This is a genomic window from Thermus brockianus (assembly GCF_021462505.1).
Classification (GTDB): Bacteria; Deinococcota; Deinococci; order Deinococcales; family Thermaceae; genus Thermus; species Thermus hydrothermalis.
The window spans coordinates 148,321-163,249 of the sequence record NZ_JAKEDV010000004.1 but is presented as its reverse complement, the minus strand read 5'-3'; the positions used below and the strand labels follow the sequence as shown (position 1 = coordinate 163,249).

The following is a 14,929-nucleotide window of genomic DNA, read 5'->3' as shown; positions in this document are numbered from 1 at the left end:
GCACCTTCCCAATCTAGCAGGATTGTGGCCCAGGCGCAAATCCGGCGAGGCGCAGGGGCTCCACCTCCACGGGGGTGCTGTGGAAGGTGCTCCCACCCCCCAGGTCCGTGAGCCTTTCCGAGGTGAGGTGGTTCACCCCCTTGCCGTCGGGGGCCCACTTCTCCCACCAGGTGCCCTCGAGGACCACCACCCCGGGCCTGGGGGCCTCGCTCACCCGGGCCTTCCGGGTGATGCGGCCCCAAGGGGAGTGGATGTGCACCAGCATCCCGTCCTGTATCCCCCGGGCCTCGGCGTCCAAGGGGTGGATGAGGAGCCTAGGCTCCCCTCCTTCCGCCGCCACCAGGGCCTCCACGTTCCCGTAGGTGGTGTTGAGGAAGCGGTGGGCGGGCGGGGTGAGGAGGATCAAGGGGTATTCGGGGAGGGGCTCCGTGGGGAGGACCAAAGGAGGGGGGCTAAAGCGCACGGGGCCCTTGGCGAAGGGGAGGAAGGGCTTGGGAAGGTTGAGCTTCACGAAGCCCTCCTCTTTGAGCCTCTCCAGGGTGATGCCCTCCAGGAAGGGGTGGTCCGTGGCGAGGAGGCTTCGGGCCACCTCCTCGGCCCCCCAGTGGAGGGTGGGCTCTTTTAGGCCGAGCCGCTTGGCCAGTTCCCGGAAGACCCAGGTGTTGGGCCTCGCCTCCCCCTCAGGCTCGGCCAAGGGCTCGTTCCAAGAGAGGTAGTAGTGGCCGTAGCTCGTGTAGAGGTCCGGGTGCTCGTGGAAAAAGGTGGCGGGGAGGAGGAGGTCGGCGTAATGGGCGGTTTCCGTCATCACCTGCTCCAGGACCACGGTGAAGAGGTCCTCCCGCCCAAGGCCCTCCTTGACCTTCCCCGTGTTCGGGGCCACCACCAGGGGGTTGCTGTTGAAGACGAAGAGGATCCGGATGGGCGGGTGGAGCTCGGTGAGGGCGGTGCCGAGCTCGTTCATGTTGATGGCCCGGGCCCTGGGGTTGGGGCGGAAGTAGCCCTCGTGGGGAAGGTGCTCCGTGAGGAGGTGCCGCCCCCCGAGGTAGCGCCGGTTGAGGAAAAAGGCCCCGCTCGTGGAGAGCATGGCCCCGCACCCCGGGTAGCGCCAGGCCCCGAGGAGGGCGGGGAGAAGGATCACCGCCCTAAGGGCGTTCCCGCCCCCCGGGTGGCGGGTCATGCCGTAGCCCACCCGCAGGAAGACCCGCTTGGCCTCGCCCAGCTCCCGGGCCAGGCGAAGGATGGCCTCCTCGGGGATGCCGGTGAGGGCGCTCGCCCGGCTTGGGGGCCAGGCCTCCGCCGCTTCCCGGAACGCCTCCACCCCCGTGGCCGCCTCCTCCAGGTAGGCCCAGTCCACCAGGCCCTCCCGGAAGAGGACGTGGGCCAGGGCGTAGGCCAGGGCGGCGTCCGTCCCCGGGCGGATCTTTAAGTGCTCGTGGGCGAAGCGGGAGGTGGGGTTGGCGTAGGGGTCAATGTGCACCACCTTGGCCCCCCGGGCCTTGGCCTCCTTGAGGAAGGGGGTGAGGTGGCTGTTGGTGGAAAGGCTATTGATGCCCCAGAGGAGGATGTAGCGGGCGTTTTCGGGGATCTCCTCGGGGTCGGGGGCGAGGCGGGGGCCGTAGGTCATCTCCCAGGCGGCGCTTCCCGCCGTGGCGCAGATGGTTTCCAAGAGCTCCGAGGCCCCGATGGCCCGGAAGAAGGCCAGGGGGTGCTGGTTTTCCACAAGCCCCATGGTGCCGGCGTAGTGGTAGGGCAGGATGGCCTCGCCCCCGTGGGCGTCCAGGACGGCCTTGAGCCTTTCTGCGATTTCGTCCAGGGCCTCTTCCCAGGTAATGCGGGCGAAGCGGCCCTCCCCTTTGCGGCCCACCCGGCGCATGGGGTAAAGAAGCCTTTCCTTCACCCTTTCCGGGTAGCGGTAGGTCTTGGCGCAGGCAAAGCCCTGGGTGATGGGGTGGCGGGGGTCCCCCTCCACCCGCACCAGGCGGCCTCCCTCCAGGGTAAGGAGGAGGCTGCAGGCGTCCGGGCAGTCCAGGGGGCAGGTGGCGCGGGCCTTCATGCCCCTATAGTAGACCAAGGGCCTCGAGGGGGCCGCACCTTTCCTCATAAAAGTCGGGAAGGAGCCCCACGGGAGTGTCCAGCTTCAAGAGATAGCCCTCCCGGTAAAGGGGCCAACGGGGCCAACCCCCGGGCTCCCCTTCCCGGGCAAAGCTCGTCCAGTAGCGGCGCATCCGCTTCCCCAGCCATTCCGCCTTTTCCCAGGCCTCCGCCCCTAGGAAGAGGGGGAGGAAGGGGGGTACGTGCAGGTTGCCGAAAAGGGGCGCAAGCTCCAGGCCGTGGAAGCTTCCAAGCCCCTCAAGCCCATCCGGCCGGAAAGTGAAGAGATAGGCGTAGGTAGGGGCGTGGGGGCTTTGCAGGCGGGCCGCCTGCAGGGAAGGGCAGAGGAGGGTGAGGTCGGTCTGGAGCTCTCCCCAGGCGGTTTGGGGGCTTGGGTGGCGTTTCCGGTAGAGGGCGAGGAGGGCCTCCGCTTGCTCCGGGGCAAGCCCTGATTCCCCAAGCCTCCGCTTGATCTCCTCCCAGTCCCGAGGGCCCAGGAGCCCCTGCAAGGCGGGAAAGGTAACCTCCTCCGCGTTAGCCCCGGCGATCAGGGGAATGCCCCGGGCCCTTCCTTGGCGGAGGGCTTCCCTGGGGTCTTGGGGCAGGAGGGGGGAGAGGTGGGGCTTGAAGGGCCCAGTGCGGAAGACGGAGGGCCGGGAGAGGAAGCGGCCCATGGCCTCGAGGGTGGCCTCCCGGGGGAGGAGGCGTTCCAGGGGAAGGCTTCGCAAGCAGGCGAGGTCCTTGGGATCGCACCCCCAGGCTTTGGCCCAAGCCTCGCCCAAGGGGAAGTCCTCCTCCAGGGTCCTTACGTAGTTGCAGCCGCCCGACTGGACGATAGCCCGGTGGAAAAGCCCTTGGGCTTCGGGGGTGGCGAGGAGGGTGCAGACCATCATCCCCCCGGCGGACTCCCCGAAAAGGGTGATGTTTTGCGGATTACCCCCGAAGTGGCGGGCGTAGCGCTGAACGAAGCGCAGGGCCTCGAGGACGTCCAAAAGCCCAAAGTTGCCCACGGCCCTGGGGTCTTCCTCCGCCAGGGCGGGAAGGGCTAAAAAGCCCAAGGGTCCCAGGCGGTAGTTGGGGGCCACCACTATAACCCCTTCCTGGGCCAGGCGGTGTCCCCGGTAGATGGGCTCGGCCCCCGCTCCCGAGGTGAAGGCACCCCCGTGGAGGTAGACCATGATGGGAAACCCCTCGGGCGGGGGGAGTTCCAGGGGAAGGTAGATGTTGACCACCAGGCAGTCCTCCCGTTGGGGCGGGATGGGCCCGCCAAACCATTCCGTGATCCCTGGGGTCTGAGGACAGGCCACCTCCTCCTGACCCACGCCTTTAGGCCAGGCTTGGATGGGCTTGGGAGCCCTAAACCGCTCAGCCTCGGCGTAGGGTAGCCCGTAAAAGGCGATGGCCCCGCCCTCTACCCGCCCGTGGGCCTTGCCCAAAGGGGTGGTGACGGTGAAGCTTTGCGCCAGGGCCCATCCCAAGAGCGCCAGCAAGCCCAGTTTCTTTGGCATATTACAATCTTATACTCGGTGCACGTTCCTAAGGCAAGACCCCGGGCGGCGGCCCTTTTCCCTGCGCGGCTCTTGGGGTAGCCTCTCCGAGGGGTAGCCGTGGAGCCTATAGAAGCCTTCTTTTGGCGAAAGGGTTTGCGGGTGGCTGGTCTGGATGAGGTGGGCCGGGGGGCGTGGGCGGGGCCCATCGTGGTGGGGGCGGTGATCCTGCTCCCTGGGCGTTACCCTTTCCGCGACTCCAAGCTCCTCACCCCAAGGGCCCGGGCCCGCCTGGCGGAGGAGGTGCGGCGGGTGGCCTTGGCCTGGGCCTTGGGGGTGGCGGAGGTGGGGGAGGTGGACCGGCTTGGGGTCCTAAAGGCCACCCTTTTGGCGGCGGAGCGGGCGCTTAAGGCGCTTTCCCTACCCCCCGAGGCCCTGGTCACGGACTACCTCCCCCTCGCCACCTCCCTTCCCCTCCTTGCCCCCCCCAAGGCGGACCAGAAAAGCCCCTCCGTGGCGGCGGCCAGCATCCTGGCCAAGGTGCACCGGGACGCCCTCATGGAGGAGCTGGACCGGCTTTACCCCGGCTACGGCTTCGCCCGGCACAAGGGCTACGGCACGGAGGAGCACCAAAGGGCGCTTCTCGCCTTGGGGCCTTCCCCCATCCATAGGCGGCGCTTCGCCCCCGTGGCCCAGGCTTCCTTAAGGTTTCCTGAAGGCGAGGACGAAGGGGAAGGCGTAGGCTAAAGGGAGGAGGTGGCATGCGCCTTTTGGCCCTGGTGTTGGCGGGCCTCCTTTCGGGGTGTGCGGTGACCCTGGAGGGCCTCACCCTTTCCTACCGCTTGGACTTCACCCCGGCCATCCTGCGCTTTGAGCCGGACCGGGGGGTGGGGGCTACCTATTTCGTGGGGGAGGAGGTGCGGTTTTTTCTCACCTTAGCCTCCCCTGGCTGGGTGAGCCTGGTGGTGGTGGAGCCGGATGGGTACGCATATACCCTGGACCAGTTTTACTTACCTCGCGGTACCCACGCCCTGCCCCCACGGGCTTACCGCTATGTGGCAGCGCCTCCCCGAGGCCTTCACCGGGTACGGGCGGTTTACACGGAGGGTTATCCGGGCTCGCTGCACCTGGAGGGGCTTTACACCGATTGGGATGCCCGCTGGAGGGTATACCTGGAGGCTTCCGGGGTCGGCCGGCACCAGGTGGCGGAAACCTATTTTTACGTCTACTAGCCCTGGGCGAACCCTTCTCGGGTTATGAGCTTCTGCCACTCCGCGTACGCCGCCTGTAGGAGGGTTTCGGGGAGGGGCCTTATCTCAAGCCTCCCTACGTCCAAGGGTACTACCCAGTGAAGGCTTTCGGAGAGCTTTTTCTTGTCGCGCAGGAGGTAAGGCACAAGAGTAGCAAAGGGCATCAAGGGGACGGGGGGTGGGTCAAGCCACCGGAGGAGCCCAACCAAGAGCGGCGTGAGGTCCTTTCCCCCCAAAGCCCTGCCCAACAGGGCGGCGAAGAGGAGGCCGTAGGCCACCGCCGCCCCGTGGGGCAGGGCGTGGCGGGTGTGGGCCTCGAGGGCGTGCCCCAGGGTGTGGCCCAGGTTCAAAAGCCTCCTTTCCCCCTTCTCCAAGGGGTCTTTCTCCGTGATGGCCACCTTCACCGCCACCGCGCGGGCCAGGTAGGCCTCGAGGCGGGGGTTTTCCGGGGTGAGGTCCTCCACCCGGAGGAGCGCCTCGTCCCCTGCGATGATCCCGTGCTTGAAGGCCTCCACCAGCCCCTCCTTGAAGGTGGAGGAGGGTAGGGTCCGGAGCGCCTTCAGCTCGGCGTAGACCCCTTGGGGGAAGTGGAAGGCTCCCACCAGGTTCTTGCCCTCGGGGAGGTTGAGGCCCGTCTTCCCCCCCACGCTGGCGTCCACCACCGCCAAGGTGGTGGTGGGGAAGGCCAGGTAGCGTATCCCCCTCAGGTACGTGGCGGCCACGAACCCCCCGAGGTCCGTGAGGGTGCCCCCGCCCACCACCAGGAGGGTGGTGTTCCGGGGAAGCCCCCTTTCCGCCAGGAAGGAGAGGGCCTGGCCATAAACGGCCAGGCTCTTCGCCCCTTCTCCCCCCTCCAGGCCCAGGCGGTGCTCCACCCTAAGCGCCTCCGCCACCTCCAGGGCGAAGGCCTCCACCTGGCGGTCGTAGAGGAGGGCCCGGGGGCCTTCCACCCTCACCTCGGCCAAGACGCCCTCCCCGATGAGGATGGGGTAGGTCACGGGACTACGGACGCTTAACCTTTGCATACGCCCAAAGCTTCTCCACGATCTCCTCCACCACCTCTTCCACCTTGCGGTGGTCGGTGGACACGTGCACGTGGGCTTCCCGGTAGATGGGGGCGCGGGCCTGGAGGAGGGTGCGGATGCGCTCCAAGGGGTTTTCCACCTGGAGGAGGGGCCTTTCCCCGGGCTTCCTCGTGGCCCGTTCCAGGATGGTTTCCGGGCTTGCCCAGAGGGCCACCACCGGCCCCCGGGCGAGGAGGAGGCTTCGGTTTTCCGGGTCCACGAAGGTTCCCCCGCCCAGGGAAAGGACCAGGAAGTCCTTCGCCACCAGCTCCCGCACCGCCTCCTTTTCCATGCGGCGAAAGGCTTCCTCTCCCAGGTGGCGGAAGATGTCGGGGATGGAAAGCCCCGTGCGCCTTTCAATGTAGCGGTCTAGGTCTATGAAGTGGAGGAGGAGGGCCCGGGCCAGCTCCCGCCCGATGCGGCTTTTCCCCACCCCCATGAAGCCGGTGAGGCTGATGAAGGTGGCGGGGCGGGGGACCTCGAGGCGGGCCATGGACCTATCCTACGTTCCTTAGTAGCGGAGGACCCATTCCCGGTAGCGGGCCACTCGTTCCTGGATTTCCTCCAGTGTATCCCCGCCAAACTTCTCCAGGTAGGCCTGGGCCAAGACGATGGCGGAGAGGGCGCAGAGGATGACGCTGGCGGCGGGGACAGCCGTGGTGTCCGAGCGCTCGCGGGCGGCGTCTTTGGGCTCGTGGGTCACCACGTCCACCGTGGGAAGGGGGCGCATGAGGGTGGCGATGGGCTTAAGGGCCGCCCGGATGACCAGCTCTTCCCCCGTGGTCATGCCCCCCTCCAGGCCCCCGGCCCGGTTGGTGGTGCGATAGAAGCCCCGTTCTGGGCTCCAGTAGATGGCGTCGTGCACCTCCGAGCCCCGCTTCATGGCGTTCTCAAAGGCGGGGCCGATCTCCACCCCCTTGACCGCCGGGATGGAGAGGGCCATCTGGGCCAGGCGGCCATCCAGCTTCCGGTCCCAGTGCACGTGGCTTCCGAGCCCGGGCACCAGGCCGCGGAAGCGGGCCTCAATGACCCCGCCCAGGGTGTCCCCTTCCGCCTTGGCCTGGTCAATGCGGCGGATCACCTCGGCCTCCGCCTCGGGGTCGGTCATGCGCACGGGGCTTTCCTCTATGCGGGGGACGAGTTCCCAGACGAAGGGAACCTGGCTCCACACCCCGGCCATCCCGGGCACGTAGCCCACCCCTTCCACCCCCAAAAGGGAAAGGAGCTTTAAGGCCACCGCCCCCACCGCCACCCGCATGGCGGTCTCCCGGGCGCTCGCCCTTTCCAGGACGTCCCGCAGGTCTTTGTGGCCGTACTTGATGCCCCCCGCCAGGTCGGCGTGGCCGGGGCGGGCGGCGGTAAGGGCCTTTTTGCGGGGCTCGTTTCCGGGGGCTGGGTCCATGATCTCCAGCCAGTTGCGGTGGTCGGCGTTCCGGATGGCCAGGGCCACCGGGGCCCCGGTGGTGCGCCCGGCCCGTACCCCGGCCCGGAACTCCACGCGGTCCGTTTCAATGACCATCCGCCGCCCCCGGCCGTAGCCCTGTTGCCGCTTGGCAAGCCAAGGGTTGATGTCCTCTTCCGTGAGGGGAAGCCCGGCGGGAAGCCCCTCAATGATGGCCAGAAGCTCGGGGCCGTGGGACTCGCCTGCTGTGAGAAACCTCATGGGGTCATTGTAAAGGGGTGGGGCCTTAGGGCCCCACCCGGGCCTTGGCGGTTTTAGGGACGGTTGGCGGTCTCCCTTACGATATTGGCGGTTATGACCACCAGGAGTTCCTTCTCCGTGGTGTCCTGGCTACGCTGTTTGAAGAGTTCGCCGATAAGGGGAATATCCATGAGGAAGGGCACACCCTGTTGCGTCTGGTTGGTTTCCTGGGAGGTAAGCCCCCCTAGGACCACGGTCTGCCCGTCCCGCACCCGCAGGGTGGTGGTCACCACCTGCTTGGTAAACCGGTCCACATCCCCGTTCACGGGGTTGCGCTGGACGTTGCCGGAAACCTCGGCCTTGATGTTCAGGAGAATCTGCCCGTCGGCGGTGATCTGGGGAGTGGCCTCCACGATGATGCCGATGTCAAAGGGAACCCGTTCCTCCCGATCGTTCACCACACGGCGGATGAAGAAGGTTTCGCCCGATTGCAACCGTGCCGTTTGGTTGTTCAACACGAGCTGGTTTACATCCCTGAGGGCACGGGACAGGCCTTGTTTTTGTAGAGCATCTAGGGTCGCTATGATGTTCAGGCTGGCGAGGCTGCGGGTGCTGTCAAAGATCAACGACAGGCCAGAGCTCAGGATGCTCGCTACCACGTTGCCGCCGGAGATGGTGTTCCATCGGATTCCCAGGCTACGGCTCAGGTTGGACTGCACCTCTTGGATGCGCACCCTCAGGTTCACCTGGGGCACCGACTGGTCCAGCCGGGGGATGAGCCCCTCCACTAGGGCCAGATCCTCCTGGGTCCCGGTGACGATGAGGGTGTTGGTGCGCTCGTCCGCCACCACCGTGGCCGGGCGCCGGGTGGGGGTTTGCCCCTGCCCCTGGCCCTGGGCCTGGCTTTGGGCCTGGAGGGCCTCTTGGAGGACCTTGGCGAGCTCGCTGGCCTTGGCGTTGGAGAGCTGGTAAGCCCGTTGGAAGAGGGGAGGGCCCTGCTCGGGGGCCCGGTCAATCTGGGCGAGGAGGGTTTCCACCTCGGCCAGTTGCCTCTCCGTGCCCCGCACGGAGAGGACGGGTTGCCCCGGCACGGTCTGCACCACGATGCCTGGCACCTCCCGGGCCAGGAAGGGGGCCACCTTCTCGGCGTCGGCGAAGCGCAAGGGGTAAAGGCGCCTTTGCGTGGCCTCCTGGGTGGGGGCGGGGGCCTGCGGGGGCACGTCCACCGCCTTTAGGAGCTCGGCGAAGAGGGCCTGGTCGGCCTCACTGGCCTCCAGGAGTAGGGCTTTGGGGTTGCTGGGGATGCTTTCCAGGCGGGCCGTGGGAAGTTCCTTTTCCAGAAGGGGCTTTAGGCGCTCCTGGGCCTCGAGGAAGGTGAGGTTTTGTAGGGCGTAGACCCGGCGCACCTTGGCCGGGGGTTTGGGGACATCGGCGGCCTTGAGGAGCTCGGCCAGGCGGGCGTGGTCCTCCTCCGTGGCCAGGACAAGGGCCTTTTTGGGGTCCGTGGGCACCACGCTGATCTGGGCCCCGGGCACCTGGGCCTGGAGGAAGGCGAGGAGCTCGGGGAAGGTAGTGTGGGTTAGGGCGTAGGCCCGCTCCAGGCGGGGCTTGGGCTGGGCCAGGGCGGGAAGGGGCCGGAAGTCAATCCCCGCCCGTTGGAGGATATCGGAGAAGCGGGCGTGTTGCTCGGGGGTGGCCAGGACGGAGAGGATGGCCTTGAGACGCCCGGCCTCCTCCACCACGATCCAGTTCACGTTGAGCCCGGCGGCCTCCCGGGAGAGGAAGGGAAGGAGGTCGTTTTGGACCCAGGCTTTGGCGGATTCCACATTGGACACCACCTGGACTTGTCCCCCCTGGCTTTGGATGGCTTGGCGATAGGCAGCCTCGGGAATCCCCACCACATAAGGCCTGCGCTCCGCCGCCCCGGCGCGGCTTGGGGCGTCCACCAAGGCGGTGATCACCTGGGTGGGGGCCACCACCACCACGTCCGGGGGCAGGAAGAGGTAGTCCAGGTTGAACTGGGCCCCGTAGGTGGCGAAGAGGAGGTCCCACACCTCCCGGAAGGGTTTGCCCTGGAAGTCCAGTTTCACGTTGGGCAAGGGGGGCTGGGCCTTGGCCGGGTCCCCGGAGGCGTCGTAGGCCCGGTAGATGAGGGGCTGAAGGCCCACGCTTTTGGCCAGGGCTTCCAGGACCACGTCCAGGGGCAAGGTGGCCCCGGCCCGCACCTGGCTCTCCGAAACCTTTAGGTCCACCCTGGCGGCGAAGCGGGGCTCGTCCGGAAGGCTCCCCGCCAGGGCAAAAAGGCTCAAGCTTCCCAAGGCCCAAATCAAGACCCAAACCAAGGGCTTCATAAGGGTTCTTCTCACTGACCACCTCCCGCTTGCGCTTGCGAAACTGCCAGTTCTAACGTTTCCTCTTTCAGGGCTAAGGTGATGCGCTCGCCTTCTATACGGCGCACCACCGCCTCGGTCCCGGGGATGGGGCTACCCACAGGCAGGACCAGGTAGCCCTCCTTGCTCTCCAGGATGGCCACGCTTACCGGGCCCAAAAGGGTACCGGATAGCTTAAGCCCCTTTTCCTCCACCAGGGCCTCGAGGGGGGTCTTGGCGGGGCCCTCCGGGGCTTGGCCCGGCGTGGGCGGAGCCTCCTGGGAAGCTTGGGATAAAGGCGCTTCCACGAGGGCGGTGGGTGGGGCCGGGGCCACGCTGGCCTCCACCGGGGCTTGGGCTACCTGGGCCTTGGGGGTGGGGGTGAGCACCTTGGGGGCGGGAAGGGCCCCGGAGGTCCCGGGCAGGGGCCTTGGGGCGGTGGCCACCTGGGGCGTGGGCAAAGGGGTGCCCTGGCTCACGCGCACCGGGGCGCCCGTGGGCACCGGCTGGGGCCGGATGGCTGGGGTGGGGGTGGGCGAGGAGAGGGGCGGGGCCGCCGTGGCCGGAACCTCCACCACCAGGGGTACGAAGGGGTTAGGGGGTGGGGCTTCCTGTTTGGCTTGGGGCAGGGGGAGAGGGGTGGTCTCGGCTTTGATGGAGGCTTGGGGGGCGGTGGGCGCTGGGGAAGGGGTGGGCGGGGAGGGTTGGCTGGGGGCGGATTCGGCCAAAGGAGGGATGGGAGGGGCCTCGAGGGCCTTCGGCGTTTCCTCAGCGGGGGCTTGGGGCGTTTCCGCCGCCACCGGCGCCTGGGCGGGCAGGTAGAAGCCCACGTACCACAAGCTGATGGCCAGCACCAGGAGCAAACCCGCCAAGAGAAGTTTGGTGGACTGGGGCAGGTTTTGCCACGCCTGGGCGAGGCGCGCGAGGGTTTCCTTCACCGCTCACCTCCTTGGGTTGGCTGGCCCGAGGGCGCGCCCGTCTCTAGGTCCCTGGCCAGCATGTACAGGGTCAGGGTGAGGCTCGTGCTCAGGATGGGGTTTAGGTCCTGGCCCTGGACGCTCAGATTAATCCCGGAGAGGGAGCTAAAGCGGGAAAGGCCTTCTAGGCGCTTTAGATAGGCGTAGGTTTCGGGGAAGGGCGCCTCGAGGGACAGGGCTAGGTTCACCGCCCGCACCTCGGGCACGGGGGCCGAGGTGGGGGAGCGGGTGAAGGAGCGCACCGTTACTCCGCTCCGGAGGGCTTCGCCCAGGATCTCGTTCAGCACCTGGGCGAGCCGTTCCTCCCGGGGAAGCGCCCTTAGGAAGGCCTGGCGCTCGGCCTGGAGGGCGGCGATGGCCGCCCGAAGCTCGGGGAGGGCCCTTTGGGCCTGGCGGCCCCGGTCCCGCTCGGGGATGAGGGTCTGGATCTCCTGGCGCACGGTTTCCGTTTCCTGCCGTAGGGGGACGATGAGGAGGAAGTACCAAAGAAGGGCCACCACCACCGTGAGGGCGATGGCGATGAGGGCCCATTCCCGTTGTCCCAACCTAGCGAGCACCTTGCTCACCCCCCACCACGCCTACCCGGGCGCTGAAGGTGTAGAGCCCCCGGTTCTGGTCCAAGGAGGCCCCCTGGAACTCTATGCCAAAGCGGGGCGAGGCTTCAAAGGCTTGGATGAAGCGTACCAAGGCGCTTTGGTTCAGGGCTTCCCCTTGGAGGGTGAACTCCACCCGCACCTTCTTGCCGTCAAAGGCCCCGTTTTGCGCCTGCTGGGCTGCCTCTTCCTCCGTGAGGGCCCGGGTGCCCACGGAGCGGAGCGCCACGGGGAAGCGCCCCCCTTCCCGGGGGATCTGGTTGATGAAGGTGGCCAGGTACTCGGACCAGGGGACGAAGTTCTTGCGCAGGCCCTCGCGGATGGCGAGGAGGGCCTCGAGGGCCTTCCTCTCCTGTTGCAAGCGGTTTTGCTCCTGGATGAAGGGCCTTAAGGCCTCCACCTCGGCCCTGAGGGCGTCCCGCTCCTCCTTGGCCAGGGAAAGCTCGGTGTAGGCGGTGTAGTGGAGGAAGCCCAGGACCAGGAGGACCACCAGGGCGAAAAGGGCGGCCACCAGCCGCCACCAGCCGGGCTCCACCCGGCGGCGCAGGTTCTTGGGCAGGAGGTTTAGCCTAATCAAGGGGACTCACCCCCCTCAAGGCCAGGCCCACGGGCACCATGAGCTCGGGCCCCGCCTCCCGGAGCTTCTCCAGGTCAAAGCGCTTGGGGTCCACCTGGACCCCGTTCCAGGGGTCGGGCACCAGGAAGTTGACCCCCAGGGTGTCGGTGAGCAAGGTGGCGAGCCCCCTAAGGCGGCTTCCGCCCCCGTAGAGGTAGCCCACCTCGGGCTGGATATCCCCGAGCTGTACCCGGAAGAACTCCAAACTGCGGCGGATTTCCTGGGTCAGGTCCACCAGAACGGGCCGGATGGCATCGTAGATGCGGGCGGGGCTATACCGCTCCCTTTCCGCATCAAAGTCCAAGAGGAGCTCCTCGTCCTCGGTGGGGATGGTGGCGAGGCCATAGGTGCGCTTGACGTCCTCCGCCGTGAGGAAGTCTAGCCCGAAGCTCTTGGCGATGGCCTCGGTGAAGTCCTTGCCCGAAAGGGTGAGGAGGCGCACCGCCAAAGGACGGTCCCCCCGGGTGAGGACGAGGCTCGTGCTTTCTGCCCCGATTTCCACCGCCACCGCAATTCGGTCAGGCTCCTTATTCAGCTCTTCCTCTAGGGGGTAAAGCCCGGCGAAGGGCTTGACGTCCAGGACCACAGGGGTAAGCCCTGCTTCCCGCAGGGCCTCTATGAGGCTGGCCACGGCTTCCTGGCGCGCCGCCGCCACCATGACCTCCATCTGTTCCCCTTCGGCCACCTCCGCCAAAGGATCTAGGGGAGCGAAGTCCAGGACGACCTCGTCAATGGGGAAGGGGATGTAGCGCTCCGCTTCCCAACGCACCGCTTCCTCCATCTCCTTGGGGGGCATCTTGGGCACCTGGAGGGTGCGCAGGATGACGGCGGGGTTGGGCACGGCGCTCACCACATACCGCTTCTTGGTCCGGGCTTCGGCGAGGAGTTCGCGGATTTCCTGGGCTAAGGCTCCAGGTTCCCGGACCACGCCGTCCACCACGGTGCCGGGAGGAATGGGGCGGGTGGCGTAGGCCCTAAGGGTTGGAGGGTGGCCGGAAAGCTCCACCAACTTGAGGCTCGAGGCCCCCACCTCGAGGCCTAAGGCTTCCACCCGAGGTTTAAATAGCTTGCTCAAACCCGAGAACACAGCGCCTCCTTATTAGGCTACAGGGACAACCCAAACCGGACTCATAGACGAACTTAAGTCTATACCACTTAGGGGGGTGCGGGGAAGAGGCCCTAAGGGTACGTGGTTCCAGTTTACCTTAGCTCTGCGCAAAAATACTATCCCCCCCGGTAGGCCGGGGAGGATGTGGGGATTTAGGGGTTCAGAGCGTCTTCAGCGTTTCCACCACAGCTCGGGTGAAGGCCTCCGTAGTGGCATCCCCCCCTAGGTCGGGGGTGCGGGGGCCTTTTTCCAGGACCAGGTCCACCGCCCTTTCCACCTTTTTAGCCGTTTCCTTCTCCCCGAGGTAATCCAGCATCATGGCGGCGGAGAGGATGGTGGCCGTGGGGTTGGCGATGCCCTTGCCGGCGATGTCGGGGGCGGAACCGTGGACGGGCTCAAACACCGCCGTGGTGTCCCCGATGTTGGCGGAAGGTGCAAGCCCCAGGCCGCCCACAAGCCCGGCCGTGAGGTCCGAGAGGATGTCCCCCAGGAGGTTGGTGGTGACGATGACGTCAAAGCGTTCGGGGCGCATGACGAGCTGCATGGCGCAGTTGTCCACGATGATGTCCTGGACGTTGACCAAGGGGTAGTCCTTGGCCACCTCCCGCACCGTGTCCAGGAAGAGGCCCTGGGTCACGGGGAGGACGTTGGCCTTGTGGGCGATGTGGAGGGTCTTGCGGGGGCGGCTTTCCGCAAGCTTCAAGGCCACGCGCCCGATGCGCTCACTGGCCTTTTTGGAGATCACGGCGTCGGCGATGGCCACGTCTAGGTAGCGCCGCTCCTGCTCCACGTAAAGGCCTTCCGTGTTCTCCCGCACGATGATGAGGTCCACCCCGGGGCGGCTTCCGGGGATGGGGCGGCTTTTGGCGGGGCGCACGTTGGCGTAAAGGTCTAGCCGCCGCCTCAGGTAGCGGATGGCCCCGAAGAAGCCCGGTACCTTGCGGGTGGGGCTTGTGGCGGCCCCGAAAAGGGTGGCGTGGCAGGAGAGGATCTTCTCTACGGTTTCCTCTGGGACGGAGGTCCCTCTTCGCTCAAAGGTTTCCCAGCCGGCCTCGGCCTCCACGAACTCCAAGGGAAGCCCGGTGGCCTCCAAGACTTTCCTGGCAGCGGGCACCACCTCGTGGCCGATGCCGTCCCCTTCAATCAAACAGATGCGGTACGCCATTTCGCCTCCCGGTCAGGGGTATGCCCCCCCATATACACTACACCGAAGGGCTAGGCCCGCAGGAGGAGGAGGGCCCACACCAAGGCCAGGAAGAGGAGGACCCTTAGGGCCTGAACCCGCCGGGAAAGGCGCGGACGGCTAGACCTTAAGGCACCTTCCACCACTACCCCGGCGATGCCCAGGAGGATGAAAAGGTCCCCCGGGCTCACCACCTTGCGCAAGGGAGGCAAGGGAATGACGTCCCCGAGAAAGGGCAGGCGGGTGGTTTCGTCCAGAAGGGCGTGTACCGCATCTCCCTTGGTCTCCACGATGGGCACGAAGCCCCCAATGCCCGCCCGCTTCAGCGCCTCGGCACTTACGGGCATGTGCCCCCCGTTGGCGAAGATCGCGGCAGTGTTGAGAAGAAGCCCCACCAGGACCAGGTAAAGGCTTTTCAGGTGGCGGTTTTGGTAAAGGCCATAGCCCACCAGAAAGAGGACCAGCAACTTGGCCAAAGGTCCCGCCCATTCCGGCCGCAGGAGGCCCCGATAGGTGCCATAGGCCAATCCTCCCTCGGCCAAGGCGGCG

Annotated in this window: 14 protein-coding genes; 2 read left to right on the top strand and 12 right to left on the bottom strand. The window is 66.9% G+C overall.

Going from position 1 to position 14,929, the window contains the following annotated elements; genetic code table 11:
* Positions 1-13 precede the first annotated feature (13 nt).
* Together LXN00_RS06800 and LXN00_RS06795 are read right to left on the bottom strand one after the other, a co-directional pair.
* Positions 14-2,053 (bottom strand): molybdopterin oxidoreductase family protein, encoded by a 2,040-nt coding sequence (locus LXN00_RS06800; RefSeq protein ID WP_234506675.1) that lies wholly within the window; start codon positions 2,051-2,053, stop codon positions 14-16.
* Positions 2,054-2,057: 4 nt separating this feature from the next.
* Entirely contained in the window at positions 2,058-3,599 is a 1,542-nt protein-coding gene (locus LXN00_RS06795) for a polyhydroxybutyrate depolymerase (RefSeq protein WP_234506670.1), read from the bottom strand.
* Positions 3,600-3,698: 99 nt separating this feature from the next.
* On the opposite strand from LXN00_RS06795, the gene LXN00_RS06790 reads away from it, so the two are divergent.
* On the top strand, positions 3,699-4,325 hold the full coding sequence (locus LXN00_RS06790; RefSeq protein WP_234506667.1) for a ribonuclease HII: 627 nt from the start codon (positions 3,699-3,701) through the stop codon (positions 4,323-4,325).
* Between the two features lie 14 nt (positions 4,326-4,339).
* Entirely contained in the window at positions 4,340-4,810 is a 471-nt protein-coding gene (locus tag LXN00_RS06785) for a DUF4384 domain-containing protein (protein ID WP_234506664.1), read from the top strand.
* Here the strand turns inward: LXN00_RS06785 and LXN00_RS06780 are convergent.
* The 10 genes from LXN00_RS06780 to LXN00_RS06735 all read right to left on the bottom strand — a co-directional run bounded on the left by LXN00_RS06780 (position 4,807) and on the right by LXN00_RS06735 (position 14,907).
* Positions 4,807-5,853, bottom strand: coding sequence for a 3-dehydroquinate synthase (locus tag LXN00_RS06780; RefSeq protein ID WP_234506661.1), 1,047 nt, complete (start codon positions 5,851-5,853; stop codon positions 4,807-4,809). The genes LXN00_RS06785 and LXN00_RS06780 overlap by 4 nt on opposite strands.
* Positions 5,831-6,385 carry a shikimate kinase gene (locus LXN00_RS06775; RefSeq protein ID WP_234506658.1) on the bottom strand — a complete coding sequence of 185 codons (555 nt, stop codon included), beginning with the start codon at positions 6,383-6,385 and terminating at the stop codon, positions 5,831-5,833. The genes LXN00_RS06780 and LXN00_RS06775 overlap by 23 nt, the downstream gene beginning before the upstream one ends.
* An 18-nt stretch (positions 6,386-6,403) precedes the next feature.
* On the bottom strand, positions 6,404-7,555 hold the full coding sequence (aroC, locus tag LXN00_RS06770) for a chorismate synthase (RefSeq protein ID WP_234506655.1): 1,152 nt from the start codon (positions 7,553-7,555) through the stop codon (positions 6,404-6,406).
* A 53-nt stretch (positions 7,556-7,608) separates the two neighbouring features.
* Positions 7,609-9,885: a secretin N-terminal domain-containing protein gene (locus LXN00_RS06765; protein ID WP_071677086.1), complete on the bottom strand. Its 2,277-nt coding sequence runs from the start codon at positions 9,883-9,885 to the stop codon at positions 7,609-7,611.
* Positions 9,886-9,896: 11 nt separating this feature from the next.
* The gene (locus LXN00_RS06760) at positions 9,897-10,841 is read right to left on the bottom strand and encodes a competence protein (protein ID WP_071677087.1); all 945 of its coding nucleotides are present in this window, start codon (positions 10,839-10,841) and stop codon (positions 9,897-9,899) included.
* Positions 10,838-11,437 (bottom strand): type 4a pilus biogenesis protein PilO, encoded by a 600-nt coding sequence (locus LXN00_RS06755; RefSeq protein ID WP_071677935.1) that lies wholly within the window; start codon positions 11,435-11,437, stop codon positions 10,838-10,840. The genes LXN00_RS06760 and LXN00_RS06755 overlap by 4 nt, the downstream gene beginning before the upstream one ends.
* On the bottom strand, positions 11,427-12,050 hold the full coding sequence (locus tag LXN00_RS06750) for a flagellar protein FliT (RefSeq protein WP_234506650.1): 624 nt from the start codon (positions 12,048-12,050) through the stop codon (positions 11,427-11,429). Before LXN00_RS06750 ends, LXN00_RS06755 begins: the two co-directional genes overlap by 11 nt.
* Positions 12,043-13,176, bottom strand: a complete 1,134-nt coding sequence (gene pilM / locus LXN00_RS06745; RefSeq protein ID WP_234506648.1) for a type IV pilus assembly protein PilM — start codon at positions 13,174-13,176, stop codon at positions 12,043-12,045. Before pilM ends, LXN00_RS06750 begins: the two co-directional genes overlap by 8 nt.
* Positions 13,177-13,357: 181 nt before the next feature.
* Entirely contained in the window at positions 13,358-14,362 is a 1,005-nt protein-coding gene (locus LXN00_RS06740; RefSeq protein ID WP_234506643.1) for a homoisocitrate dehydrogenase, read from the bottom strand.
* A 50-nt stretch (positions 14,363-14,412) separates the two neighbouring features.
* Positions 14,413-14,907 carry a DUF5317 domain-containing protein gene (locus LXN00_RS06735; RefSeq protein WP_234506639.1) on the bottom strand — a complete coding sequence of 165 codons (495 nt, stop codon included), beginning with the start codon at positions 14,905-14,907 and terminating at the stop codon, positions 14,413-14,415.
* Positions 14,908-14,929: the final 22 nt, after the last annotated feature.

Coding starts and splice junctions, on each gene's coding strand:
- LXN00_RS06785 (WP_234506664.1), top strand. CDS start 4,340: ATGCGCCTTTTGGCCCTGGTGTTGGCGGGCCTCCTTTCGGGGTGTGCG.
- LXN00_RS06800 (WP_234506675.1), bottom strand. CDS start 2,053: ATGAAGGCCCGCGCCACCTGCCCCCTGGACTGCCCGGACGCCTGCAGC.
- LXN00_RS06775 (WP_234506658.1), bottom strand. CDS start 6,385: ATGGCCCGCCTCGAGGTCCCCCGCCCCGCCACCTTCATCAGCCTCACC.
- LXN00_RS06765 (WP_071677086.1), bottom strand. CDS start 9,885: ATGAAGCCCTTGGTTTGGGTCTTGATTTGGGCCTTGGGAAGCTTGAGC.
- LXN00_RS06740 (WP_234506643.1), bottom strand. CDS start 14,362: ATGGCGTACCGCATCTGTTTGATTGAAGGGGACGGCATCGGCCACGAG.
- LXN00_RS06780 (WP_234506661.1), bottom strand. CDS start 5,853: ATGCAAAGGTTAAGCGTCCGTAGTCCCGTGACCTACCCCATCCTCATC.
- aroC (WP_234506655.1), bottom strand. CDS start 7,555: ATGAGGTTTCTCACAGCAGGCGAGTCCCACGGCCCCGAGCTTCTGGCC.
- LXN00_RS06795 (WP_234506670.1), bottom strand. CDS start 3,599: ATGCCAAAGAAACTGGGCTTGCTGGCGCTCTTGGGATGGGCCCTGGCG.